Source organism: Pseudoalteromonas piscicida, from assembly GCF_000238315.3.
Lineage (GTDB): Bacteria > Pseudomonadota > Gammaproteobacteria > Enterobacterales > Alteromonadaceae > Pseudoalteromonas > Pseudoalteromonas piscicida.
Window position 1 is genome coordinate 4,223,367 of sequence record NZ_CP011924.1, and the last position, 23,636, is coordinate 4,247,002.

The window sequence follows — 23,636 nt, forward strand, 5'->3', positions numbered from 1 at the left end:
CAAATTGGCATTATTATTACCGCATTAGTTTAAGTTAGTGACCCGTGCTCTTGGGCCTTTTACTTCTTCGGCTGTTGGCGCTGCTTTAGCTTTGAGCTGAGCGTCGATAATGTTTTTAGCGGCAATCAAAAAACCAAGGCCCAAAAAGGCGCCCGGTGGCAGGATTGCAACTAAAAATTGATGATCGAATGAGAAGATCTCAATGCGCAATACACTTGCCCAGTTGCCAAGGAGTAGCTCGGCACCATCAAATAGTGTTCCTTGACCAATGAGTTCGCGCATTGCACCCAGTACAAATAGCACCAGTGCAAAACCCAGTCCCATCATTAAACCATCCCAAACCGATAACAGCGGACTATTCTTCGAAGCAAATGCCTCGGCACGACCAATAATGGCGCAGTTGGTCACGATCAACGGAATAAATATGCCAAGGGATTGATACAGACCAAAGGTATAAGCGTTCATGAGTAGTTGAATAACCGTAACAAAGGCGGCGATGATCATGACAAACACGGGAATACGAATGTCTTTTGGCACCCAGTTTCTCACCACGGATACGGTAAAGTTAGAACCAACCAGTACCAGTAATGTGGCGATACCAAGCCCTAACGCATTGGTTACCGTTGAAGTCACCGCGAGGAGCGGACACAGGCCCAAAAGCTGCACTAAAGCAGGGTTATTTTGCCATGTACCTTCTTGAAAGAGCGATTTTAACTGACTCATTGCGACACCTCGCAAGTATTAGGCGCGTTAAATAGCGCATCAAAATGAGTTTTGGCAAACCATGCGGCCTGATTTACCGAGGTTACCACAGCGCGTGGGGTAATGGTTGCGCCGGTAAATGAATCAAATTGACCACCGTCTTTTTTCACATTCATTTTAGGGTCTTTTTCATCTTCAACTTGAACGCCGTTGAAAGTCGTTACCCAAGCCGATTTTGCCAGCTCGACCTTATCACCAAGTCCTGGGGTTTCTTCATGGCGCGTTACACGCACACCTGAGATCAGACCTTGTCTATCAACAGCGGTTAAGACATCAATATTGCCACTGTAGCCTTTGGGGGTGATATGTCTCACTAATAGGGCTGAGGGTTCGCCATTGAGTCTGGCTCTGTAAATGGTGTGCGGGCCGCCTGGGCCGAGTTCTAAGGCGTTGCTGGTGGTGCAATCCAAATACAGTGTATTGTCGTACATATCTGCTGCAATCACCTGAGAAAGTAGTTGCATCAGGTGCTGCTGCTCTTGGCTGGCAATTTTATCTTTAGTGAGGTCATTAATCAGTGCGACCGCTCCTGTTGTTGCCAGTGCAAATGCCGCGAGGATGATGCCATTTTTCTGCATCGATTGAATTATCATGATTTAGCTCCATGACCATAAGTACGAGGCTGAGTGTAATGATCGATAAGTGGTACTGCCATATTCATGATCACAACTGCAAATGCAACGGCGTCTGGATAGCCACCAAATTGACGAATAACATAGACTGTTAAGCCGATTGCCGCGCCGTAAATCAGGCGACCTAAGTTAGTGGTAGAGGCCGACACCGGATCGGTGGCTATAAAAAAGGCACCAAGCATAGCGCCGCCACTTAACAAGTGGAATAGGGTACCGGGCTCTGACTCAGGGGCAATGATATAGCCAATTGCGCTAGCAAGGCCAAGACTGGCAATAAAGGCCACTGGAATATGCCAGTTGATCACTTTGGCTTTTAGCAGATAAAGACCACCTAGCAAAAAGGCCAGGTTAACATATTGCCAACCAAGTCCCGCAAGTGCTCCAAAACCCTGCTTATTCATCGCCTCATTCACGGTTAAGCCTTGCGAGACTGCGGTTTTTACCGAGTCTAATGGCGTGGCACCAGTCGCACCGTCAATCACCCCTGCACGCCATACGTCAAGTGAGACACCTTGGCTGGTGGACTCGGTAAAGATCATCGCGAGTTGGTCGACAAAGCTTAGCGACTCTAGCGTGAGTGCTTGAATAGGTGACCATGAAGTCATTTGTACAGGGAAGGAGATCAGCAATAATACATAGGCCGCCATGGCTGGGTTGAAAAGATTAAAGCCTAGGCCACCGTATAGCTGTTTTACAATTGCGATGGCAAAAAATGCGCCAATGACGGTTATCCACCAAGGGGCTAGTGGCGGAATACTGATGGCCAGTAGCACAGCAGTGAGCCAAGCACTACCGTCGCTGAGGCTGTGCCATATTGCTCGACCTCTTAGCTTTAGCACTAGCGCTTCAGCAAGGCTTGCGGTAATAAGCGCCAAAGCCAACTGGATCAATACACCTAAACCAAAATAGTAGGTTTGGACTAAGATCCCGGGAATGCAGGCTGCCATGACGGTCATCATGATTTTGTTGACTGATTTATGGCTATGATTGTGCGGGGATGAGGCCATGGTTAGTTTCATGACGGTTCATTTCCTTCTTGTTCTTTCGCTTGCTTCTTCGCTTTTGCTCTCGCAATTGCGGCTTTAACGGCGGCTTTTTTACGTGCTTCAGGGCTGGCTTGTTGCTGCTCAGATGTGCCCTCAGCACCTTGCTCTGTACCGCTGGAGTCTGTTTCTGATCCCGCCGTTGGCTCATTTGCTTCTTTGCCTTGCTCACTCACGCTTTCGCCAGCTTCTTGTGCCTCTTTAGCGGCTTTCTTGGCCTTAGCTCTGGCAATTGCGGCGGCAACGGCGGCTTTACGTGGATCTTCCTCGGCGCTTTGTGTTGGAGCTGCTTCTGCTTGTTCGCTCACGCTTGCGCCAGCTTCTTCAGCCTCTTTAGCTGCTTTCTTGGCCTTAGCTCTGGCAATTGCGGCAGCAACGGCGGCTTTACGTGGATCTTCGTCAGCATTATCGGTTTGAGCGCTTTGGACAGCCTCTGCTTGCTCGCCTGTGCTCTCGCCAGCTTCTACCGTCTCTTTAGCAGCTTTCTTGGCCTTAGCCCTGGCAATTGCGGCAGCAACGGCGGCTTTACGTGGATCTTCCTCGGCGCTTTCTGTTGGGGCGGCTTCTGCTTGTTCGCTCACGCTTGCGCCAGCTTCTTCCGCCTCTTTAGCAGCTTTCTTGGCCTTAGCTCTGGCAATTGCGGCAGCAACGGCAGCCTTTTTATCGCTTGGCGCTGCATTGGCTTCAAGCTCAGCAGTGTCTTCTGCGGCTGCTTTTTTGGCTTTAGCCCGGGCGATTGCAGCAGCTACGGCTGCCTTTTTATCATCTGTTGCTGCTGGCTCAGACTCAGATGATGCTTGGGCTGCGGCCTTTTTCGCCTTTGCACGGGCAATGGCGGCGGCTACTGCGTCTTTTTTATCTGTGCTTTCAGGCTGGTCAGTTTTTTCTTCTTTATATTTACGCGCCTGCGCTTTGCGTTTTTCACGCTCTTCTGCAATGGCGCTGTTATCCGGCTCTAATTCGCCGTTCTCACCTCGTTTGGCTTTGGCGCGTGCAATCGCAGCTTGGACCGCGGATTTATCTGACTGCTTATCCTTAACGCGTGAGAGTGCTTCTTGCACTTTTTCTTTATCTGCGGCTTTTGGTGCAGCGCCCGCCGAACGGCGTTTATGTTTATTTTGACGCTCTTCTTGTTCGCGCTCTAAGCGCTCTTTTCTCGCTTCAAAACGCTCTTTAGCACGCTCTGCTTTGACTTGTTCAAGCTTTTGTTCGCGAATGTCGGCTTTGGCAACTCGATAGTATTGCACCAAGGGGATTTCGCTTGGGCAAACATAAGAGCACGCACCACATTCGATACAGTCAAAGAGGTTGTATTCCTCTAATTTTTGGTACTCTTTGCCTTTAGCAAACCATTGTAACTGCTGCGGTAATAAGCTTTGAGGGCAGGCATCTGCACAGGCACTACAGCGAATACATGCCTTTTCATCACCCGGGATCGCAAGTTCTTGGTTGTCTGGCGCGAGTATACAGTTGGTGGTTTTGACCACAGGGATCCTAACCGATGGCAAGGTAAAGCCCATCATTGGACCGCCCATGACTACGCGCTGCGCCTCTACTGGCGAAAAGCCTTGTGAGTCTAGCAGGTGCTTTATTTCAGTGCCGAGTAAAGCCCACACGTTGCTTGGCTGAGTAATGGTATTACCGGTCACGGTAACTACACGCTCAATAAGTGGTTTACCCTCAAAAATGGCTTGCCAAATTGCGAACAGTGTTCCAACGTTCTGCACTAGAACGCCGATATCCGCCGGGATCCCAGTGCTTGGCACTTCTTTAGAGGTTAGTAGTTTGACCAGTTGCTTTTCACCACCAGAGGGGTATTTAGTTGGCACACTACGGACTAGGATATCTGGATTATGCTGAGCTGCTGCGGTGATCGCCGCAATGGCTTCAGGTTTATTATCTTCAATGCCAAATAACACTTTTTGTGGCTTCAATATACCTTGTAGCACTTCGACGCCTGCGATGATTTCTTTGGCGTGCTCACGCATCAAACGATCATCGGCTGTAATATATGGTTCGCATTCAATGCCATTGACGACTAAAAACTCAATGGGCTTTGGGCTGTCTGCTTTGACATAGGTTGGGAATCCCGCACCGCCCATACCGGCAATACCAGCTTGGTGGATAATATCGATAAGCTGTTTGTTATCAAGCGTGCTAATGTCGCTAATTGGGTTCATTGGTGTCCACTTATCTTCACTGTCTGGGCGCAAAATAATACTGAGCTCAGGTAGCGCGGATGGATGCGCCGATGGCATCGGTTTTATCGCTTCAATGATGCCAGATGTGGGAGCGTGGATGGGCAGCGACCAGTTCGTGCCGGGAGCCGTCAATGCTTGCCCTTTAAGGACGTGATCGCCAGAGTTAACTAACAGGCTACCATTGGCACCAATGTGCTGCTTTAGGGGCAGGATTAGTTTATCAGGCAAAGGTAAACGAGCAATCGGTTGCTGGTTGGATAATGTCTTTTGCTCTGGTGGATGGATGCCACCTGGGAACTGCCACAGTTTTCCGCTTTCTATTTGTTCAAGTAATGTGTCCACTTAAACCTCTTAATCAATCTGTGTCACAGGAATGGCGTCTAGCTGCCACTTCCACGTTTGCTTGGTCTGTGCAACCGGGATCATATCAATACAATCGACCGGGCAGGGCTCGACACACAGATCGCAGCCTGTGCACTCGTCGATGAGCACGGTGTGCATTTGTCTGGTTGCACCAACGATAGCATCCACGGGGCAAGCTTGAATGCATTTGGTACAGCCAATACATTCGTCTTCACGAATGTAAGCCACCTTCTTGACCGGCTCTGCGTCTTCTCCGCCAGCCAGTGGCTTTGCTTCTACGCCCATTAAGTCCGCCAGTTTTTTCACTGTTGCTTCACCGCCTGGAGGGCATTTATTTACGTCATCGCCATTTGCAATCGCTTCAGCGTACGGTCGACAGCCGGGATAGCCACACTGGCCGCATTGAGTTTGTGGCAGAATGGCGTCTATCTGTTCAACAATTGGGTTGCTTTCAACTCGGTATTTCACTGCTGCATAGCCAAGCACAATACCAAAAATAAGCGCCAGCGCACCCAGCGCAAGTAATGCGTAAAGTAATGTCATATCTAAAACTTAACCAATCCAGAAAAGCCCATAAACGCAAGCGACATAAGTCCTGCGGTGATCATTGCTATCGATGCACCTTTAAACGGTGTCGGCACGTCAGCGACAGCTAAACGCTCACGCAAAGCGGCAAATAGCACCAAAACCATAGAAAAGCCAACCGCAGCGCCAAAGCCATAGACAGCAGACTCTAAAAAGGTGTGGTCTTTTTTGATATTAAGTAGTGCGACGCCTAGTACAGCGCAGTTGGTGGTGATCAAAGGTAAGAAAATCCCCAGTAACCGATACAAGGTTGGACTGGTTTTACGCACCACCATTTCCGTAAATTGTACAACTACCGCGATAACCAAAATAAAGCTCATTGTTCTTAAAAAAGTGAGGTCGAGCGGCAATAAAATATACTGATTGACCAAATAGCTGGTAACTGAGGCTAGCGTGAGAACAAAGGTGGTCGCTAACGACATTCCCACTGCGGTATCCAATTTTCCAGATACCCCCATAAATGGACATAAGCCCAAAAATTGGACTAAAACGAAGTTATTCACCAGCACTGTGCCAATGAGCAACAAAATGTATTCGGTCATTCCTGCCTCTATAACTTATTCACTTTATGCGGGTTTTTCCCGTCAAATCGAGGTGATAGTTAACTGTATTAAAGAACTTACTAGGTGCAAGTTTTGAATGGATTTAATTTTGCTAAAAATACTTTTTAGTAGAATTAAACCGATAGCACCGTTCCGCTTTGAATTTTTTTAAGTGAAAACATGTGCCTGCTATCATTTTAGCTAGCGTCTCAAATAGTGTGAGGCTGTAGCTTGTCATATAATGCTGACAGTTTTCATTCAGTTATTAGCAAGTAATCCTAATTCAGAGTTTGCTTATCAGGCTAAATAAATGAGCTTTTAGCAATAAAATCATGGTGATAGAATGATTTTATTGCTAGATCTTGGATTACCGCTAGTGCCGAAATAATCTTCAAGCTTATCTTTGTGAACTTCTTAATACACATGGATAAATTTGAATGATAATTCCTGCCAATAGTAACACAGATTGTAACTAGTGTGGCAAATGATAGTGTGCGAAAGTCAGCGCGACGGCAGGGGATCAAGGGAAGGGCACACAAGTTGCCCTTGGAACTTTCGTTGAACTTGGATAAGAGGTAAGTTATCCAAGCTCCGGCTTCCTAAATTTCCTTCGGCTTTTCGATGTAATAGCCTTGTACACCGTCCAAACAAAGCGTTTCGACGATGTGTTTCTCTTCTTGGCTCTCGATACCTTCGGCAAATACGTTGACACCGATACGGTGTGCAAGGTCAACCATTAATCGCATAAAGTATTGATTATTCTTGTCTTCTTCAAGACCCCGAGTATAGCTTGCATCCATTTTGATATAGTCAGGTTTTAAGTCTCTGAAGAACTTAAACGACGTTAAACCCACACCAAAACGCTCAACGGTGATACGAGCGCCGGCACGGTGCACCATATCAATAAAGCGCTTACTGGCTTTAATATTTTGCTGTAAGCCAAACTCGCTAACTTCAAATACCAATTTAGAGGCTAGATTGGTTTCTTTTAACAAACGACGCTCTAACCAGATCACAAATTGATCGTTATGAGCGCTCGATGCGGTAACATTGATCCCAAAATACTTTTCATTAAAGTTACGCGTTTTGATAAGTTCTAGCGAGGTGTCGATGATCAGCTGATCAATCTCGATGGCCATTTCTAGCTTTTCTGCCATGGCAAGGAAAGAGGCCGTTGGCAGCATCTGTCCTTCTTCAGTTTTGAAGCGGGATTGGATCTCTGCGTAGGCTTTAGAATTTTTACCAATTGGCATGATATTTTGCATCATCAAGCTAACACGCTTGCTGTTGATCACATCGCGGATCACGCGACGCCAGTTTTGGTTGCCAAATCCAGCACTGACATTATTCACTAAGTCAGACTCACGTTGAATATGCCAAGCATTGGCTTGCTTGCTTTGCGCCATACTCATCGCATTATCGACAACCGACAGTAGTTCTCCAAGTGGTTTACCGTTCTCGTAAGGCACGATCCCAGTGTTTGCAACCGATGATAGTTCTTGGTTTTGCTGGAACTGAGTAAAGCGCGCTTGCAGTGTTTCACCAAACTCTTCCGCTTCTTTACTTGGCACATTGGGTAAGATCACTGCAAAATCTGAGCTATTTAAACGGAACACTTGGCTGCCGGCATAAGTACCTGTAACGTGCTTGATGATATCCGATACTGACTTAATGTATTCATCGCCTTTTTGATAGCCACGGGTTTGGTTAATGACCTGTAATTCAGAGCAACGGATCATCGCCAGTGAGCCAAATGCCTTTTTGGCAGACGACTCGATATATTGCTCGTAGTACTCAACAAACATATTACGGTTGCCAAGATCCGTAACCACATCTTTATACGCTTCTTGCTTGATAGAGTGGGCGGCATTTTTGATGTCTTCTTGCTTTGACTTTAAAAAGCTAGCTAAGCGTTTAAAAGAGGGGATTAAATCTTGGCCGAGTTCTGCAACTTTGCCATCGTTAAAGTCAAATTCAATATTGTCGGTAACTTGATTTTGCGTGATATATGAATCTACAGCATTGGCAACTGTCATACTAACGTTGCGATTCAGCTTTTTATAGACGCCTTGCATAAAGAAAACAGGAATAAAGGCAACTAACGCTGAAATAATGATAAGTAGCAGTAGGGCTTGTTGTAGTAATTGCGCCTGACTTTGTGCATTGATCAAGAATTCGATTTTGATGTCTTTGCTATCGTTAACAGCAAATTGGGGGCGAATAGCATTGATATTTGATTCTATGAGTTCGGCGATAAAGGGGAGGTTGCTCGGTGTATTGACTTGCAAAACGGTTTGACCGTCAAAGTCTCGAACAATAAAAGTTGAGAAAACATCTCCGCTATTTAAGGCTTGGCGGATATGTTCAGGAGTAACTTCAGTGAGTTTCTTATCCTTTATATACTCTGTCACCATGGTATGGGCACTTTGCTGTGCTTTGTTGATTGCAGAGTCAAAACTTGTTGCGAAAAAAAAGCTACCAATCAAGGAGAATAATAGCCAAGAGGTGACTTGGAGTACGATAAGTTTTTTAAAACCAGCCATAGTACGCTTCTTAAAGAGGGTTATTCCATAGTATCGGGTGCATTGCCAATTTCTTTATCAAATTCATCGGTTTGATTTTGTCTGGTCGATAAATTACTGAGAAGGTTGTTATTTGAGCAAATGCAGTGAGAATATTGCTTGTAGAGTAGTGTAAATGCTGGAAAAAGTCTAATGCTTTCGTGGAATTGGCTCCCCCTCCCCGACTCGAACGGGGGACCTGCGGATTAACAGTCCGTCGCTCTAACCAACTGAGCTAAGGGGGAATAGTCAAGTGTGAGAATTTGGCTCCCCCTCCCCGACTCGAACGGGGGACCTGCGGATTAACAGTCCGTCGCTCTAACCAACTGAGCTAAGGGGGAATAGTCAAGTGTGAGAATTTGGCTCCCCCTCCCCGACTCGAACGGGGGACCTGCGGATTAACAGTCCGTCGCTCTAACCAACTGAGCTAAGGGGGAATAGTCAAGTGTGAGAATTTGGCTCCCCCTCCCCGACTCGAACGGGGGACCTGCGGATTAACAGTCCGTCGCTCTAACCAACTGAGCTAAGGGGGAATAGTCAAGTGTGAGAATTTGGCTCCCCCTCCCCGACTCGAACGGGGGACCTGCGGATTAACAGTCCGTCGCTCTAACCAACTGAGCTAAGGGGGAACAATTTGGAACTTTGGGAATGCTCTTTTGAGCAATATCTTATTGATTGGCTCCCCCTCCCCGACTCGAACGGGGGACCTGCGGATTAACAGTCCGTCGCTCTAACCAACTGAGCTAAGGGGGAACTACAATAAGATGCTGACTTTCCGATAAAGGAGTGGCTCCCCCTCCCCGACTCGAACGGGGGACCTGCGGATTAACAGTCCGTCGCTCTAACCAACTGAGCTAAGGGGGAATAGTCAAGTGTGAGAATTTGGCTCCCCCTCCCCGACTCGAACGGGGGACCTGCGGATTAACAGTCCGTCGCTCTAACCAACTGAGCTAAGGGGGAATAGTCAAGTGTGAGAATTTGGCTCCCCCTCCCCGACTCGAACGGGGGACCTGCGGATTAACAGTCCGTCGCTCTAACCAACTGAGCTAAGGGGGAATAGTCAAGTGTGAGAATTTGGCTCCCCCTCCCCGACTCGAACGGGGGACCTGCGGATTAACAGTCCGTCGCTCTAACCAACTGAGCTAAGGGGGAATAGTCAAGTGTGAGAATTTGGCTCCCCCTCCCCGACTCGAACGGGGGACCTGCGGATTAACAGTCCGTCGCTCTAACCAACTGAGCTAAGGGGGAATAGTCAAGTGTGAGAATTTGGCTCCCCCTCCCCGACTCGAACGGGGGACCTGCGGATTAACAGTCCGTCGCTCTAACCAACTGAGCTAAGGGGGAAGCGTATCTCTCAACGGGGCGAAATATTAATGACGACATTGCAAGGTGTCAACCACTAAAATCACAGAAACGTAAAAAACTCTACTAAGCGATGAATTAATGCGCTATTTGTTGGCTTTTTAGCTAGTTTTGAATTCTTGATATAGGGCCTGTTGACCTTTGCTGTTTGATTTTGGTTCCCCTGAGTGGGTTTTGATCGCGGCGCTCGACTTGCCGCCTAGTAATCTAAGCAAAAGTTGAGCAATACGTAATTTATCCATCGTTCATATAATGACTCTTAGTGAGTTTTGATTTCAATATGCCTACATGATGAAGATCTGCAAAATATGAAAGATAGGGCTGTTGTATAAAATACCTAAATCATCGTGTAGGGATGTCGAATAAAATTAACATATACAGTATTTACTGTTTATCTATACAGTGCTATATTCTGCTTAATGTATTTTTTGAACGTTTTGTTTGAATTATATCCCTAACTGCTCATTTTATGATGTTTTCTTGAGATCTTTAAATCATTGCAATTATCACGTGAATGAGATCAATGAGCATAAATAGTGTGGTATTGATAATCTCTATTTAAACGCGGCGTGACAAACAGTAAGTAGTTACTATCATTAAAGCGATAATCAATGATTTAATAAAAAGTTGAATTAAAACAGTTGGGTATGTGTTCCTTGTTATTTTTAGTCGTTAGATGCTTTTTACTTCCAGAAGCAAGGTTAGTCTAGAGATCTAAATTGATCCAGTTGTTGTTTTAAGAATGATCATACTAAACACGCCATTGATCAAAATTACTCCAAGCTGAAAACCTTTATTCTATTGGCTTGGAGCGACTTATCCACGGAATCTGTGGATAACATTGTTTATTATTATTTGAGAAGTATTGCAAGACTATGAAATTAGGGCGCTGCAGCCGTTTCAAGTAAAATTCGATAAATATTTAATTTCAATAATATCAATGGCTTATATTTGATTGGTTATTTTTGTTTATTTGTTGTTCAGTGTGAAGCTTTTATGAACTTTTTACCATTTTGGCTGTGCAAAAAACATGCTACTTTGCAAGCTGGATTGTAACTTTTTTGTCAAAACTTACTGAATCGTTATTTTCAACACTAAACCTCAATCCTGCAGCGTAATACAAGCTTTTTATAGGTAACTGTTGCTAATTTAGACTTTATAACGACTCTTAACGTTTACCCCATAGCGTCAACATCTTGAATAGCATACAATGAGCCGCTTAAAGTATCAGAAATAGGTTGTTATGACTCAAGCTAAGTCAAATTCCAGTGGCAACGATATCCTTTTTGGTGATATTGGGGCGACTTTAAAGCGAATGACGATCCCCATGATATTCGGGATGATCACGCTGATGATGTTTAATCTCGTTGATACTTTCTTTATTAGTATGCTTGGCACAGAGCCGCTCGCGGCAATCAGCTTCACCTTTCCTGTTACCTTTACTGTAATTAGCTTAGCCATCGGGTTAGGTATTGGAACATCCGCCGTTATCGCGAAGGCTTTAGGTAGCAATTTGCTCGATGAAGCCAAATTTGATGCCGCAGTAGCTATTATTATCTCTGCGATATTCGTTTCATTACTTTCTATTCTCGGTTTCATTTTTGTCGATGAGATCTTTATTCTCCTCGGTGCTGGTGAAGCGGTTATGCCATTTATCCACGACTACATGTCGGTGTGGTTCATTGGTTCGATTTTATTGATAACGCCGATGATTGGTAATTCAGTGCTGCGCGCCAGTGGTGATACCAAAACGCCAAGTTTAGTTATGGGGCTCGGGGGATTAGTAAATGCGGTGCTGGACCCGATATTAATCTTCGGGTTTGGGCCTATTGATGCAATGGGTGTAAAAGGCGCTGCAGTGGCCAGTGTGTTGTCTTGGAGTCTTGGGGTAACTATCATTTTATATTTGCTGATAGTTAAAAAGCGTCTTATCTCACTGTCTGCAAAATACACCAGCTTCACAAATGCGGCGAAAAAAATTCTCACCATAGGCCTGCCTGCAGCTGGTGCAAATATGCTGACACCTTTAGCAATGGCGGTAATGACAGCACTTATAGCTAGTTATGGACCTGAAGCTGTGGCCGCATTTGGTGTTGGAAGTCGTATTGAGTCTATCGCAAGTCTGGTGGTTTTAGCGCTTTCTATGACCTTGCCTCCCTTTGTAAGTCAGAACTTTGGTGCAAAGCACTATCAGCGTGTGGCTGATGCTTATACCCAAACACTTAAATTTGTGCTTGGTTTTCAATTTGCGGTCTACTTATTACTGGTATTGAGTGCTTACTACATCAGTCATACTTTTGGTAATGAGCCAGCTGTCGTTGAGACCATACAGCTATTTATTTATATCATGCCGCTAGGATACGGACTTCAAGGTGTGATCATATTAACCAATTCGTCATTTAATGCGTTGCATAAACCGATGAATGCGCTCATTCTAAGTGTGATCCGACTGTTCATATTTTATGTACCTATCGCTTATATAGGCTCACAGTTGGCTGGGTTGCCAGGGTTATTTACAGGCGCTGCTTTGGGGAATTTATTTACCGCAGCTATTGCCTACAATTGGTTTAAGAAAGTGATCAATGAAATTGCAGCAAGCGAGGTTCAAAAGGAGGCGTAATGGAAGATAAGTTTCAGCTAGTTTCTGAGTTTCAGCCAAACGGAGATCAACCAACAGCGATTGCTCAACTGTGCGATGGTTTAGAATCAGGCCTTGCACATCAAACCTTGCTGGGGGCTACGGGAACGGGTAAAACCTTTACCATGGCCAACATCATTAATAACCTTAACCGCCCGACAATTATTATGGCGCATAACAAAACGCTGGCGGCGCAATTGTATGGCGAAATGAAAGAATTCTTTCCTCATAATGCGGTTGAGTATTTCGTCTCTTATTATGACTATTATCAACCCGAGGCTTATGTCGTTGCCAGCGACACATTTATCGAGAAAGACGCGTCTATCAACGATCATATAGAGCAAATGCGTTTATCCGCGACCAAAGCCTTGCTTGAGCGCAGAGATACGATCATCGTCGCCTCAGTTTCAGCGATTTACGGCCTTGGCGATCCCGACTCTTACATGAAAATGATGCTATTACTGAAAGTCGGTGAAACTATCGATCAGCGTGACATGTTAAGGCGTTTGGCTGAACTACAATACACGCGTAATGATATGGATTTTAGCCGAGGTACCTATCGAGTTCGCGGTGAAGTGATTGATATTTTTCCTGCGGAATCGGAAACCATTGCGGTACGGGTTGAGATGTTTGACGATGAAATAGAGCGGATCAGTTTATTTGATCCCTTGACTGGCGCCGTTGAAAAACACCTGGTTCGCGCGACTATTTATCCAAAAACTCACTATGTAACGCCAAGAGAAAAGATCCTTGATGCCATTGAGCGCATTAAGATGGAACTCAAAGATCGTCGTAATCAATTATTGGATAAAAATCGCTTAGTCGAAGAGCAGCGCATCGCTCAACGTACACAGTACGACATTGAAATGATGACCGAGCTTGGCTATTGCTCTGGTATTGAAAATTACAGTCGATATTTATCGGGACGCGCACCAGGCGAGCCACCACCAACTTTGTTAGATTACTTGCCGGATGATGCGCTTATGATCATCGACGAGTCTCACGTTACCGTTTCGCAGGTGGGGGCAATGTACAAAGGCGATCGCAGTCGTAAAGAAAACTTAGTTGAATATGGTTTCAGATTACCGTCTGCGCTAGATAATAGACCACTAAAGTTTGAAGAGTTCGAAGCGATTTCGCCGCAGACCATTTATGTTTCGGCGACACCCGGTGATTATGAATTGAATAAATCAGCGGGTGATGTTGCTGAGCAAGTGATCCGCCCAACAGGGCTGTTAGATCCAGAAGTAGAAGTGCGTCCAGTTGCAACTCAAGTTGACGATTTGCTCTCTGAGATCTACAAACGGGTGGAAGTGAATGAGCGTGTGCTGGTTACTACGCTAACAAAACGCATGTCAGAAGATCTGACCGATTATCTTAACGACCATAATGTTAAGGTGCGTTACTTACACTCTGATATCGATACCGTTGAGCGTATGGAAATCATTCGAGACCTACGCAAAGGTGTTTTTGATGTACTAGTCGGCATCAACTTGTTACGAGAGGGCTTGGATATGCCTGAGGTTTCATTGGTTGCCATACTTGATGCAGATAAAGAAGGCTTCTTACGCTCGACGCGCTCTCTTATTCAGACAATTGGCCGCGCGGCACGTCACTTACATGGTAAAGCTATTTTATATGGTGATAGGGTGACGAATTCAATGCGTCAAGCAATAGATGAAACGCAAAGACGTAGAGAAAAGCAAGAGGCGTATAATGAGGCTAATGGCATTACACCAACGGCGCTCAATAAGAAGATCATGGATGTAATGGATCTCGGTGAGGAAGTGGCTGATGACAAAGTGGTGGATATCGATGCCAAGTTTAAACCAGGTATGCCTGCAATGGGTGCGAAAGAGATCGCCAAAGAAATAGACCGACTTGAAGCACAAATGATGAAGTTTGCTAAAGAGCTTGAGTTTGAAAAAGCAGCTCAAGCGCGCGATCAAGTTCAGATCTTACAAAAGCGTTTGATTAAAGCCTAGGGCTAAAACGTCGGCTTTAAAGAATAAAAAAGCATGTATAGACCACATGCTTTTTTATTGGTTGGGTAGGTTGCTTTAGAAACGGTAGCTGACACCTAGAGATAGGCTCGATGTATCCAAGTCACCCATATCAAGGTACTTGTAGCCAAGGTTAACTGCCATACCGTTATCCCAGTCATATTGCCAACCGGCTTCAGCAACAAAGCCGATACCATCGTCGGTAATTAATTTAGTGCGGCCACGAGTGATTTCGTAATCATAATAGTTTGCACCTAATTTGCCGTAAAAGTAGCTGTTGTCGGAAATTTGATAGTAGCCTTTTGCCGCAACAACAAAGTTATCAAATTCTAAGTTATTAGCACCAAGACCAAACAAAGTTTTGTTATTTTGTGTGCAGGTAAACTTGCGATCATTTTCGTCTTCACACTTCCAATCATCTAAGTCTTCACCGCTGTTATAACCTAATTCCAGCGCCAAAATTGGCGTAAAGTGATAGTTGTAATACAGGTAGGCTTGGCCTACACCATCACCATCTTTACTTGAGCTTTTATAAGAAGCGCCACCGCCAGAAATGTCTAAACCAACGCGATGTGTCTCGTTATTTTGTTCTGCAAAAGACGATAAACTTGTTGTGAGTAATGCAAGAGATAAAAGCGCTTTAATTTTCATAATCAATGTCCGTTGTGGTTAACTTGAGGACAGTATAAATAGAGGGAGTGTCAAGGTCTGTTGGGGGGCTGTCATAAAGTGTAAGAAGGCGTCGAATTCAGTTTGCTTTATTTTACAAATATAAATAGTTGTATTTGCTAAGTGCTCTTAGCTGTCTTAGGTTTTGCAATGAACGTTTGGTATTTTAGTATGGTCGTCAATGTCAAAATTGCAGCAATAAGCCCACTCCATATGTGATGCATGATCAAATGGCTTGCAATGAACATAGGCACATCTTGCCAGCCATCAATTAACAAAAGTTTACTCACTAACAGCAAATATCCGAGTAGGTGTGCAAATAGCACAAGTTTAAATGATTTAACGAACTGGTTTTTTGCGTTGACTGAGAGAGCGGGTATGTTGAGGTGTAGCGCGAGAATAAAGACAGTTGATAGCACAATACTGACTACTCCTAACCCGAGTAATGAGGTTTTTATCAACACCATGGAGTAGATAAAAGCAAGTAACATGAGCCAGCCTAACAATTACGGAAAACGCAGTTTATATACGCTTAGGTTTTGAGTCTATTCGAATTATTCTAAGGATTAGGTAGTGATTTTCTGAGTGATCGCTCTATACTAAAAGCCGATTTTATCAATAGTTTGTAAACCGATGTAACATTGCCCTATATTTTCGCGGCATGTTTCGCTATAAATGCAATGTTATGTCGTAGTAAATTCGAATAAAACAATAATTATTATAGTAATTAAGACCAAGTTGGGAACTAGGGAAATGAAATTTGCTTTTAAGGATTTTTTGTTTGATAGCAAAGAGCTAAAGCTTTATAAAGACGACAGAAAGCTAAATTTAAAACAAAAACCTGCTCAGATATTGGAGTTATTTTTATCCGCTCCTCAAACTATCCACAGTAAAGAAGACATCTTAGAGAAAGTATGGCCAGATAGGAAAGTCACAGATCAGGTCGTATTTCAAAATATTGGCCATTTACGAGCTTTGTTCGGTGATGATGCTATCAAAACCTTTTCACGAAAAGCGTATCAATGGCAGATCCCTTGTACGGCTTTTGAAGGGACTGCGGAAGCTCAGGCTTCATCGCAGGCTTCACCTCAAACAGCGACCAATGAGTCGACTAAAGTGGATGTACAACCGGTGGAAGAAGAAACGGTAGTGACTGAATCACCTTCTGAAGTGCTCGAAAGGCCTGGATCTAGTGGTAGCAAGCTGCCTATGTTTGGGCTTGCGGGTGCACTTGTGTTGCTAGCCTTGGGTATCTACTTTACGTTATCGTGAGTCAAATTTACTTGAGTTGAGGTTGTGTCATGTTGCAAACGTTGTATATCACAGGTGCAGGGGTGAGTGCCGAAAGTGGTATCCCAACCTTTCGAGGAGAGGATGGCTTTTGGACGATAGGTTCGGTTAATTACACTCCTCAAGAAATGGCTACGCGCGCAATGTATAAATCGCAACCGGCAGAATTCTTAAAATGGTATTACCATCGCTTTGTGACTTACCGTAATCACGGTCCCAATCAAGTTCATCAATGGCTTAGTAATAAAAATGTGATCACGCAAAATATTGACGGTTTAGATGGTAAAGCGGGTAATAACCACTTTATTGCGATCCATGGACGTGTTGATCAGGTGACACCCTTTCATACCCAAGGTGAGCCCACGGAGTGCTTTACTGCCCCTTGGGATGAGGTAGACGAAAGTCGATTGGCCGAGTCGTTGTTAGCACTTTTCAAGATTGCTCAACGAGGGCCTGAAAAAGGCGTGTCACTTAAGCCATATGTATTGTTATTCGACGAATACTACACCGATCTGTATCGTATTAGCGAAGCACAGTCACGAATGTATGCCGCGGATCGAATGATTTTTATGGGCACTTCCTTTAGTGTCAATATCACTCAAATGGCCTTGGAAATAGCAAGGCACAAAGCAATTCCGATAGAAGTGGTTGACCCAAATCCTGCGCACTTACTTTACGAGCAAGTCACCTATCACCGCATGACGGCAAGTGAATACATCGCCAGTTTGCCAACCTCTTAATTTAAAGCCTGAGGAAAGTTAGCCTGCATTGCTTTGATAGTAAGTGGCTAGCAGAAATTGTTTATATTCACTGAGCCGGTGTTGTTGTAGGAGGTGTGATTCAATCACTTTGGCGTTGTGGTTTTCCACTGCGCTTGTATGTCGCCTTTCGATTTCCATCAAGCCAAGTAAAGCGCTTAATTCTTGAATACTCAGTGGCGCAGTATGGCTATTAAAAGCTAAGTAGCATTCTAGAGGTGTTAGCTTTTTTGCGTTTCTTTGACTCAGTGCATTTTGAAGTAGCTCTTTGCTTTCAAAGTGCAATAGGGTTCTAAGGTAATTTAGACCGTTATCTTTCGCGGGCATTTGCGATAAAAGAATATGTAGGATGTTATTTCCTTGCGGGTTAAGGTTATTGATTTGCTCAGCTAGGATCAAAGGTGTTGAGAAAAAGGCAAACTTTTCCAAGGAGTTAATCGCAGCTATCATCGCTTCTGGAAAGCATGCTGCTTGTAAGCAAATACTCGCTATATCTTGATAGTGGCCATAGAGTGCAGTGTTACCCTGCGCACTTTGAAAAAGAAACTTGAGGACTTCAATCTGCTCGTCTTTGGGAGCGTGTGCGTACACGGTTTTTATTTTTTCTATATCCGCGCTTTTTAACGCTAGCAAAAACTGAGTTAGACTATTATTCGACATACATAGAACCACAATTTATTATTTAATGCTCACGCAATATGATAGCCTACTTGCCTGCTGTTTTGCTCAATTTATAACGATAATAACAAAGAGACGATTACGTGTTGCACTTTAAGATAATACTGCTTACTTGTTGCCTACTATTAAGCCCGCTAGTTCATGCCAATGAGCGTTTATACGATGCTTTTATTAAAGAAATTCAGCAACAAGAAACACGTGATAGCGCACTTCAAAAAGTCGACCAAGTATTAGAGTCGGGCTTAACACCGGAAGAAATTGCAGACGTTCACCATAAGACCACGGTTGCATTAAAAAACGGTTTCCAGCTCGAAGAGGCATATAAATGGGCGGAGCGCTTTAAACAGGTATTACTCTCGCATCATTTACCCGAATATGAAGCTAAATACTCTTTAACGTATGGTGACCTCATGCTCAAAGAGGGGAGGTTTAGCGACGCGATTAGTTATTTAAACCTAGCCGTATCTCAGCTATCTGCGCTTGATATGCATCGATTGTTAAGCCACGCTTATCGCTTTCGGGCTGCTGCTTACAAAAGCAATGGTAGTTATAAAGACTCTATAGAGAGTTACGAACTCTCAATTGAAGTGGCAAAAAAGTATGAACTCCCAGACTTGCAGGTATCTGCTATCACTCAGTTAGCAGATGTTTACTCGGATCTTTCATTACCGGACAAGGCACTTGAATTACTGCAGCAATCGATAGCGGTACTAAAAAGCCAAAAACAGGAAAATACGGTTTTACTTGGACAAGTTTACTATAACCTAGGTGGTGCACATCAAGTGATTGGCGACCATGAAAAGTCGCTTGAAGCCTATCAAAATGCTTATAAATATGACATTAAAGCGGGCAATGTCGTTTATTCAGCTTACACGTTGATCCGAATTGGTCGTGAACAAATGAAACTAAACCAATATGACAATGCACAAGCGTCATTTGAAAAAGCATTTACGATTTTCGAAGAAAATGACCACACCAGAAATCAGGGCTGGGCGCTGAGTAATTTGGCTGAAGTTAAATTAAAAGCAGATGAAAAAGCTAAGGCCAAAGAATATGTTGAACAAGCGTTAGAGTTAATCGATCCGGTACAAAGCAAAGTGCTTTATCAAGAGACGATGACTACCTATGCGCAAATTGTTTTACCTGAACGAGCTGATTTTTTTATTCAAAGTATGGAGCAAATTATTGCTCAAGATGAGGTTTATATTGGCCTCAAGGAAACCGCATTACGAGTGTTAAAGGACGCCTATAGCGCGAAAGGTGACTTTGAGTCTGCGCTTAACTACCACCTGCAATATGCGGAGTCTAAAGTTTCTCAGCTTGAAAAAGAAGCCAGTCAAAAAGCCTTGGCCTATCAGATGGATACAGAGTACCAGAAGAATCAATATGAGCTACAAAGTCTAAAAACACAGCGTGATGTGGAGCTTGCCGAACAGCGCGTAGAACAAATAGTAACGGCAGCAGTGGTGGGAGTGTTGGTCGTTTTACTGAGCGCGTTCTTATTACTTGCGAGAAACAAACGTCGCGCACTGGAACTTGAGAAGCAGCTTCTCAACAAAACCTTGGATTTAAAGCAGCAACTACTTGCAGATATTTCTCATGAATTGAGAACACCGCTTACCGTACTTAAGCTGTATATTGAATCTCTGGAACATAATTTGGTGGAAAATCCAAAGCAGAGTTACAAAGTGCTTAACCGCCGTCTCGATACTCTTAACACATTAATTAAAGATATCTATGAACTCGCGCAGGCAGATACTGGCAGCCTTAACTTGGCGTTAGAGCGCGTCAATGCCAAACAAGCGTTTATTGGTCTTGTTGAAGATATTGATGACTTTGTGACGGATGAAGGGCTTGAGTTTAATGCCAATATAGAACTACCAGATGAACTGGAAATCGACATTGACGTAACTAGGCTAGCTCAGGTATTCAATAACTTGGCTCGTAATAGTGTAAATTATACCGACAAGCCGGGAGAAGTCTGTGTGGATATTAGCTATCAAAGCCAGCAGATCCAATGTGTTATTGAAGATTCAAGTCCTGGTGTGGGCGATGAAGCTCTAGGGAGATTGTTTGAACGTTTGTTCCGCTGTGATAAGTCTCGTAGCCGAGATCTTGGTGGCTCCGGCTTAGGTTTATCTATTTGTCAAAAACTGGTTGAATTGCACGGCGGCAGCATTGCCGTTGCGCATAGCGAATTAGGTGGGTTGAAAGTGAGTGTTATTATACCTTGTGAGTAATAACACAAACCTGCTTTTACCTGAGGTTATTTATTGTGTGTAGGAGCGATTTTACATCGCGAAATGGCACAAAAGCTCGCCGCGTAAAGCGGCTCCCACCAGAGGTTATATATCGCGTGTAGGAGCGATTTTACATCGCGAAATGGCACAAAAGCTCGGCGCGTAAAGAGACTCCCACCAAAGGTTATATATCGCGTGTAGGAGCGATTTCACATCGCGATATGGCATAAAAGCTCGCCGCGTAAAGCGACTCCCACCAGAGGTTATGTATCGCGTGTAGGTGCGATTTTACGTTGTGATATGGTAAAAGCTCGCCGCGTAAAGCGGCTCCTACCAGAGGTTATATATTACGTGTAGGAGCTATTTTACATCGCGAAAGGTACAACACCGCAACTACAAAAAGTTGCGTTCAAATCGCTTAAGCACTATGGGCTTTACCTTTGCAGCGGTGAGTATCAGCATAATAAAAGCGACAATAAACCAGATGGGGCGATTACCATGCTCTGCATACCAGCTCACTCCACTAATTAGTTTTACATCACTTTTCAGTATATTGGCTTCGAATTGTGGAATGGTATGCTGAACTTTACTAAGTGGATCGTAAACACCAGTGATACCATTATTCGTTACTCGAACTAATGGGCGCTGTAATTCTAAGGCACGCATGCGAGCGATCTGCATATGCTGATGCGGGCCGTGGGAATCTCCAAACCAAGCGTCGTTGCTCACAGTAAAAAGAATATCTGACTCAGAGGTAAAGTTACCTCTCACAAGCTCGCTAAATGCAATTTCGTAACAAATAGCGGGTAACACATGCAAACCGTTCGCAAGTAGGTTTGGTTGTACCGCATCACCTCGAGTAAATGACGACATCGCTAAGTTAAAAAGAGGCGCAATAGGACGCAATAGGTCTTCGAATGGCACAAACTCACCAATAGGCAGCAATTGGTGCTTCTGATAGCGGTTTTTGTGCAGATAGTGATATTGCCCTTCGCTGTCTTCTTTTTCCTTTTTACCAAGCGTGATCAGCGTATTGTACGCGGTTCTGGTATCAAACTGATAATCGGGAATGCCTGTTATTAGTGCAGTGCCATTAAACGCGGCGGCTTTGTCCAGCCCTTCTAAAAATGGGTAGGCGATATCTTCAAATTCAGGAATCGCGGCTTCTGGCCACACTACTAAATCAACGCCTTGCCAGTTAGGTCTAGTCATATCTCGATATTTAGACATGGTAGGCCAAAACTGCTCAGGCTCCCAGCGCAGGCTCTGCTTGATATTACCTTGTACAAGTAAGGTGGTGATTTCATCTCCCGAGTATTTTAGTGGGCCTTGAATGATTGGCACACTGTATAGACCGGCAATGCTAGCAAAGCTGGCTATGGTGAGATAAATCGCACGTTGTTTAAGTAGATAGTAAAGGCTTGTTGTCGCTAGAATAACTAGCAATGTTAAGCCAAATTCACCGATCCAAGGGGCTAAACTGCTCAGAGGCGAGTCAGTTAATGTATAACCAAAGCTAAGCCAAGGGAAGCCCGTGAGCATATGGCCTCGTAGCCACTCGGTAATGGCAAACCCCGCAACAAGTGCCAACACCCGTTGCCAAGGTGTGCGAGTAAAGTAGCTGGCAAAAGCAAATGCCAATGTTGGGTAGATGGCAAGATAAGCACATAGTAATGCCATCAACAGCACTGAGACAGGTAAGGGTAAACCACCAAATTCAGCGATAGAGACATGCACCCAACTTATGCCAAGGGCAAACCAGCCAAAACCAAATAAAAAGCCATATTTAGCCGCGAGCTTTGGACTGGATTTATCGGTAAGCCAAGTCGCTATAATCAAGCTGACAAACGCGATAGGCCAAAAACCAAAAGGGGAATAAGCAAAAGTAAGCGCACAGCCAGAAATTAGTGCCAGCCATGCAAACTTATCTTTTGCGAGGTTACTCAGGTTAGATACTAGAGTCTTCAACATGTTCAGATTTAGGTACACTTACTTGAATTTGTAAGATCCTCCGGTTATCGGAGTTAGTTACCTTAAACTGAAGGGGATCTATGTCTATAGTTTCACCACGGCTTGGCATATGGCCAAATGCATGAAGAATAATACCGCCAATGGTATCGGCTTCTTGAGTGTCGTAGTTGGTTTTGAAAAATTCGTTGAATTCATCCAAGGGGGTGAGTGCTTGTACGGTATAAACATGCTTAGACAGCTGACGAATATCTTGTTGTTCTTCGTCGTCGTCATGTTCATCTTCTATTTCACCAACAATGGTTTCGAGAATATCTTCGATAGTAACCAGTCCAGATACACCGCCGTATTCATCAATCACGATAGCCATATGGTAACGTTTTTGACGGAATTCGTTGAGCAGGGTATCGACACGCTTACTTTCAGGCACGACCACAGCGGGACGAAGATATTCGCGGATACTTGGCAAATCGCTCTCTTCGCGCAAAATCAAAGGTAAGAGATCTTTGGCAAGTAAGATGCCTTCTACGTGGTCTTTGTCTTCACAAATCACAGGAAAACGCGAGTGTGAAGATTCAACCATCATAGGGAGTTGAGCACTGAGCGGCTCATCTACATCAAGTGTAATCATTTGCGAACGTGGGATCATGATGTCACGTACTTTCAGCTCTGAAACGCTGAGTACACCTTCCATCATATCTTTGGTTTCTGGGTCAATCAATTGGCGCTCTTGCGCATCAGCGATGACTTCAGCCAGTTCTTCTTTATTTTGGGGTTCCCCTTGCAGCATCTGTGTGATGCGTCCCAGCCAGGTCTTGCTAGAAGAACCCTGACTACTTTGCGAGTTATCGTCGCTCATTAGTTGTGTCTGCTCCGTTAATTTAACAATCGTCTCTGTAAGGATCCGCGATATTCAAAGAAGCGAGAATTTGCTTCTCTATTGTTTCCATTTCTACCGCGTCTTGTTCATTTATATGGTCAAATCCAAGTAAATGCAAGCAACCATGGATAACCATATGGGCGAAGTGGTCATGAAAGGTCTTTTCTTGCTCTATGGATTCTTGGTATACCACTTGGGGACAAATAATTAAATCACCAATAAGTGGCAACTCAATCCCTGGTGGCGCATCAAATGGGAAAGACAACACGTTGGTTGGCTTGTCTTTACCTCTGTACTGGCTATTAAGCTCTTGGCTTTCGTGCTCGTCAGCGATGCGAATCGTTAATTCTGCTTCTTCGCGAAATTGCGTTAGTGCATGTTCTGCCCATAATTGAAATTGTGCTTCGGATGGCAAGTTTTCAAACTCACAAGCCAATTGCAAATCTAGCATTAAGTCCATG

18 protein-coding genes and 12 tRNA genes are annotated in these 23,636 nt (G+C 44.3%); 5 read left to right on the forward strand and 25 right to left on the reverse strand.

Features of this window, described 5'->3' with window-relative positions; translation table 11 throughout:
- Positions 1-24: 24 nt before the first annotated feature.
- The 19 genes from PPIS_RS19225 to PPIS_RS19315 form a co-directional block, all read right to left on the reverse strand.
- Positions 25-723: an electron transport complex subunit E gene (locus PPIS_RS19225; RefSeq protein WP_010370368.1), complete on the reverse strand. Its 699-nt coding sequence runs from the start codon at positions 721-723 to the stop codon at positions 25-27.
- Positions 720-1,355 carry an electron transport complex subunit RsxG gene (rsxG, locus tag PPIS_RS19230; RefSeq protein WP_010370370.1) on the reverse strand — a complete coding sequence of 212 codons (636 nt, stop codon included), beginning with the start codon at positions 1,353-1,355 and terminating at the stop codon, positions 720-722. The genes PPIS_RS19225 and rsxG overlap by 4 nt, the downstream gene beginning before the upstream one ends.
- Positions 1,352-2,413 (reverse strand): electron transport complex subunit RsxD, encoded by a 1,062-nt coding sequence (gene rsxD, locus PPIS_RS19235; RefSeq protein ID WP_010370373.1) that lies wholly within the window; start codon positions 2,411-2,413, stop codon positions 1,352-1,354. Before rsxD ends, rsxG begins: the two co-directional genes overlap by 4 nt.
- Positions 2,410-4,980 carry an electron transport complex subunit RsxC gene (gene rsxC / locus PPIS_RS19240; RefSeq protein ID WP_010370376.1) on the reverse strand — a complete coding sequence of 857 codons (2,571 nt, stop codon included), beginning with the start codon at positions 4,978-4,980 and terminating at the stop codon, positions 2,410-2,412. The genes rsxD and rsxC overlap by 4 nt, the downstream gene beginning before the upstream one ends.
- 9 nt (positions 4,981-4,989) lie before the next feature.
- Entirely contained in the window at positions 4,990-5,544 is a 555-nt protein-coding gene (rsxB, locus tag PPIS_RS19245) for an electron transport complex subunit RsxB (protein WP_010370380.1), read from the reverse strand.
- Between the two features lie 2 nt (positions 5,545-5,546).
- Positions 5,547-6,128 carry an electron transport complex subunit RsxA gene (gene rsxA, locus PPIS_RS19250; protein WP_010370383.1) on the reverse strand — a complete coding sequence of 194 codons (582 nt, stop codon included), beginning with the start codon at positions 6,126-6,128 and terminating at the stop codon, positions 5,547-5,549.
- 599 nt (positions 6,129-6,727) lie between these two features.
- Positions 6,728-8,671, reverse strand: coding sequence for an EAL domain-containing protein (locus tag PPIS_RS19255; RefSeq protein WP_010370387.1), 1,944 nt, complete (start codon positions 8,669-8,671; stop codon positions 6,728-6,730).
- A gap of 186 nt (positions 8,672-8,857) precedes the next feature.
- Positions 8,858-8,934 (reverse strand) — tRNA-Asn (locus PPIS_RS19260).
- Between the two features lie 19 nt (positions 8,935-8,953).
- Positions 8,954-9,030 (reverse strand) — tRNA-Asn (locus PPIS_RS19265).
- A gap of 19 nt (positions 9,031-9,049) precedes the next feature.
- A tRNA-Asn gene (locus tag PPIS_RS19270) sits at positions 9,050-9,126 on the reverse strand.
- A gap of 19 nt (positions 9,127-9,145) precedes the next feature.
- Positions 9,146-9,222, reverse strand: a tRNA-Asn gene (locus PPIS_RS19275).
- 19 nt (positions 9,223-9,241) lie between these two features.
- Positions 9,242-9,318 (reverse strand) — tRNA-Asn (locus tag PPIS_RS19280).
- Between the two features lie 47 nt (positions 9,319-9,365).
- Positions 9,366-9,442 (reverse strand) — tRNA-Asn (locus tag PPIS_RS19285).
- A 34-nt stretch (positions 9,443-9,476) separates the two neighbouring features.
- Positions 9,477-9,553, reverse strand: a tRNA-Asn gene (locus tag PPIS_RS19290).
- A 19-nt stretch (positions 9,554-9,572) separates the two neighbouring features.
- Positions 9,573-9,649, reverse strand: a tRNA-Asn gene (locus PPIS_RS19295).
- A 19-nt stretch (positions 9,650-9,668) separates the two neighbouring features.
- Positions 9,669-9,745 (reverse strand) — tRNA-Asn (locus PPIS_RS19300).
- Positions 9,746-9,764: 19 nt separating this feature from the next.
- Positions 9,765-9,841 (reverse strand) — tRNA-Asn (locus PPIS_RS19305).
- A 19-nt stretch (positions 9,842-9,860) separates the two neighbouring features.
- Positions 9,861-9,937, reverse strand: a tRNA-Asn gene (locus PPIS_RS19310).
- Between the two features lie 19 nt (positions 9,938-9,956).
- Positions 9,957-10,033, reverse strand: a tRNA-Asn gene (locus tag PPIS_RS19315).
- A gap of 1,261 nt (positions 10,034-11,294) precedes the next feature.
- Here PPIS_RS19315 and PPIS_RS19320 point away from each other — a divergent pair.
- Positions 11,295-12,671, forward strand: coding sequence for an MATE family efflux transporter (locus PPIS_RS19320; protein WP_010370389.1), 1,377 nt, complete (start codon positions 11,295-11,297; stop codon positions 12,669-12,671).
- The gene (gene uvrB, locus PPIS_RS19325; RefSeq protein WP_010370392.1) at positions 12,671-14,674 is read left to right on the forward strand and encodes an excinuclease ABC subunit UvrB; all 2,004 of its coding nucleotides are present in this window, start codon (positions 12,671-12,673) and stop codon (positions 14,672-14,674) included. The genes PPIS_RS19320 and uvrB overlap by 1 nt, the downstream gene beginning before the upstream one ends.
- A gap of 75 nt (positions 14,675-14,749) precedes the next feature.
- Here the strand turns inward: uvrB and PPIS_RS19330 are convergent, their stop codons facing one another.
- Together PPIS_RS19330 and PPIS_RS19335 are read right to left on the reverse strand one after the other, a co-directional pair.
- Positions 14,750-15,343 carry a porin family protein gene (locus PPIS_RS19330; protein ID WP_010370395.1) on the reverse strand — a complete coding sequence of 198 codons (594 nt, stop codon included), beginning with the start codon at positions 15,341-15,343 and terminating at the stop codon, positions 14,750-14,752.
- 137 nt (positions 15,344-15,480) lie between these two features.
- Complete coding sequence (locus tag PPIS_RS19335) at positions 15,481-15,852, reverse strand: hypothetical protein (protein WP_010370398.1); 372 nt, start codon at positions 15,850-15,852, stop codon at positions 15,481-15,483.
- Between the two features lie 262 nt (positions 15,853-16,114).
- Between PPIS_RS19335 and PPIS_RS19340 the strand changes: the two genes are divergently transcribed.
- Both PPIS_RS19340 and PPIS_RS19345 read left to right on the forward strand, forming a co-directional pair.
- A complete protein-coding gene (locus PPIS_RS19340) occupies positions 16,115-16,633 on the forward strand; it encodes a winged helix-turn-helix domain-containing protein (protein WP_010370402.1) in 519 nt (172 codons plus the stop codon).
- A 29-nt stretch (positions 16,634-16,662) separates the two neighbouring features.
- The gene (locus PPIS_RS19345) at positions 16,663-17,391 is read left to right on the forward strand and encodes an SIR2 family NAD-dependent protein deacylase (protein ID WP_010370405.1); all 729 of its coding nucleotides are present in this window, start codon (positions 16,663-16,665) and stop codon (positions 17,389-17,391) included.
- A gap of 18 nt (positions 17,392-17,409) precedes the next feature.
- Here PPIS_RS19345 and PPIS_RS19350 read toward each other — a convergent pair whose 3' ends face one another.
- On the reverse strand, positions 17,410-18,069 hold the full coding sequence (locus PPIS_RS19350) for a hypothetical protein (protein ID WP_010370408.1): 660 nt from the start codon (positions 18,067-18,069) through the stop codon (positions 17,410-17,412).
- A gap of 101 nt (positions 18,070-18,170) precedes the next feature.
- Between PPIS_RS19350 and PPIS_RS19355 the strand changes: the two genes are divergently transcribed.
- Positions 18,171-20,327, forward strand: a complete 2,157-nt coding sequence (locus tag PPIS_RS19355; protein ID WP_010370411.1) for a tetratricopeptide repeat protein — start codon at positions 18,171-18,173, stop codon at positions 20,325-20,327.
- Positions 20,328-20,720: 393 nt separating this feature from the next.
- On the opposite strand, the gene lnt is transcribed toward PPIS_RS19355, so the two are convergent.
- Genes lnt through ybeY form a run of 3 tightly spaced genes read right to left on the reverse strand, consistent with a single transcriptional unit; the run spans position 20,721 to position 23,635 of the window.
- Positions 20,721-22,298, reverse strand: a complete 1,578-nt coding sequence (lnt, locus tag PPIS_RS19360) for an apolipoprotein N-acyltransferase (protein ID WP_010370415.1) — start codon at positions 22,296-22,298, stop codon at positions 20,721-20,723.
- Positions 22,276-23,154: a CNNM family magnesium/cobalt transport protein CorC gene (gene corC / locus PPIS_RS19365; RefSeq protein ID WP_010370418.1), complete on the reverse strand. Its 879-nt coding sequence runs from the start codon at positions 23,152-23,154 to the stop codon at positions 22,276-22,278. Before corC ends, lnt begins: the two co-directional genes overlap by 23 nt.
- A 22-nt stretch (positions 23,155-23,176) precedes the next feature.
- Entirely contained in the window at positions 23,177-23,635 is a 459-nt protein-coding gene (ybeY, locus tag PPIS_RS19370) for an rRNA maturation RNase YbeY (RefSeq protein ID WP_010370421.1), read from the reverse strand.
- Position 23,636 lies beyond the last annotated feature (1 nt).

What these genes read in the sequence shown, in the direction of transcription:
- PPIS_RS19225 (WP_010370368.1), bottom strand. Translation starts at nt 723, where the DNA reads ATGAGTCAGTTAAAATCGCTCTTTCAAGAAGGTACATGGCAAAATAAC.
- rsxG (WP_010370370.1), bottom strand. Translation starts at nt 1,355, where the DNA reads ATGATAATTCAATCGATGCAGAAAAATGGCATCATCCTCGCGGCATTT.
- rsxD (WP_010370373.1), bottom strand. Translation starts at nt 2,413, where the DNA reads ATGAAACTAACCATGGCCTCATCCCCGCACAATCATAGCCATAAATCA.
- rsxB (WP_010370380.1), bottom strand. Translation starts at nt 5,544, where the DNA reads ATGACATTACTTTACGCATTACTTGCGCTGGGTGCGCTGGCGCTTATT.
- rsxA (WP_010370383.1), bottom strand. Translation starts at nt 6,128, where the DNA reads ATGACCGAATACATTTTGTTGCTCATTGGCACAGTGCTGGTGAATAAC.
- PPIS_RS19255 (WP_010370387.1), bottom strand. Translation starts at nt 8,671, where the DNA reads ATGGCTGGTTTTAAAAAACTTATCGTACTCCAAGTCACCTCTTGGCTA.
- PPIS_RS19320 (WP_010370389.1), top strand. Translation starts at nt 11,295, where the DNA reads ATGACTCAAGCTAAGTCAAATTCCAGTGGCAACGATATCCTTTTTGGT.
- uvrB (WP_010370392.1), top strand. Translation starts at nt 12,671, where the DNA reads ATGGAAGATAAGTTTCAGCTAGTTTCTGAGTTTCAGCCAAACGGAGAT.
- PPIS_RS19330 (WP_010370395.1), bottom strand. Translation starts at nt 15,343, where the DNA reads ATGAAAATTAAAGCGCTTTTATCTCTTGCATTACTCACAACAAGTTTA.
- PPIS_RS19335 (WP_010370398.1), bottom strand. Translation starts at nt 15,852, where the DNA reads ATGTTACTTGCTTTTATCTACTCCATGGTGTTGATAAAAACCTCATTA.
- PPIS_RS19340 (WP_010370402.1), top strand. Translation starts at nt 16,115, where the DNA reads ATGAAATTTGCTTTTAAGGATTTTTTGTTTGATAGCAAAGAGCTAAAG.
- PPIS_RS19345 (WP_010370405.1), top strand. Translation starts at nt 16,663, where the DNA reads ATGTTGCAAACGTTGTATATCACAGGTGCAGGGGTGAGTGCCGAAAGT.
- PPIS_RS19350 (WP_010370408.1), bottom strand. Translation starts at nt 18,069, where the DNA reads ATGTCGAATAATAGTCTAACTCAGTTTTTGCTAGCGTTAAAAAGCGCG.
- lnt (WP_010370415.1), bottom strand. Translation starts at nt 22,298, where the DNA reads ATGTTGAAGACTCTAGTATCTAACCTGAGTAACCTCGCAAAAGATAAG.
- corC (WP_010370418.1), bottom strand. Translation starts at nt 23,154, where the DNA reads ATGAGCGACGATAACTCGCAAAGTAGTCAGGGTTCTTCTAGCAAGACC.
- ybeY (WP_010370421.1), bottom strand. Translation starts at nt 23,635, where the DNA reads ATGGACTTAATGCTAGATTTGCAATTGGCTTGTGAGTTTGAAAACTTG.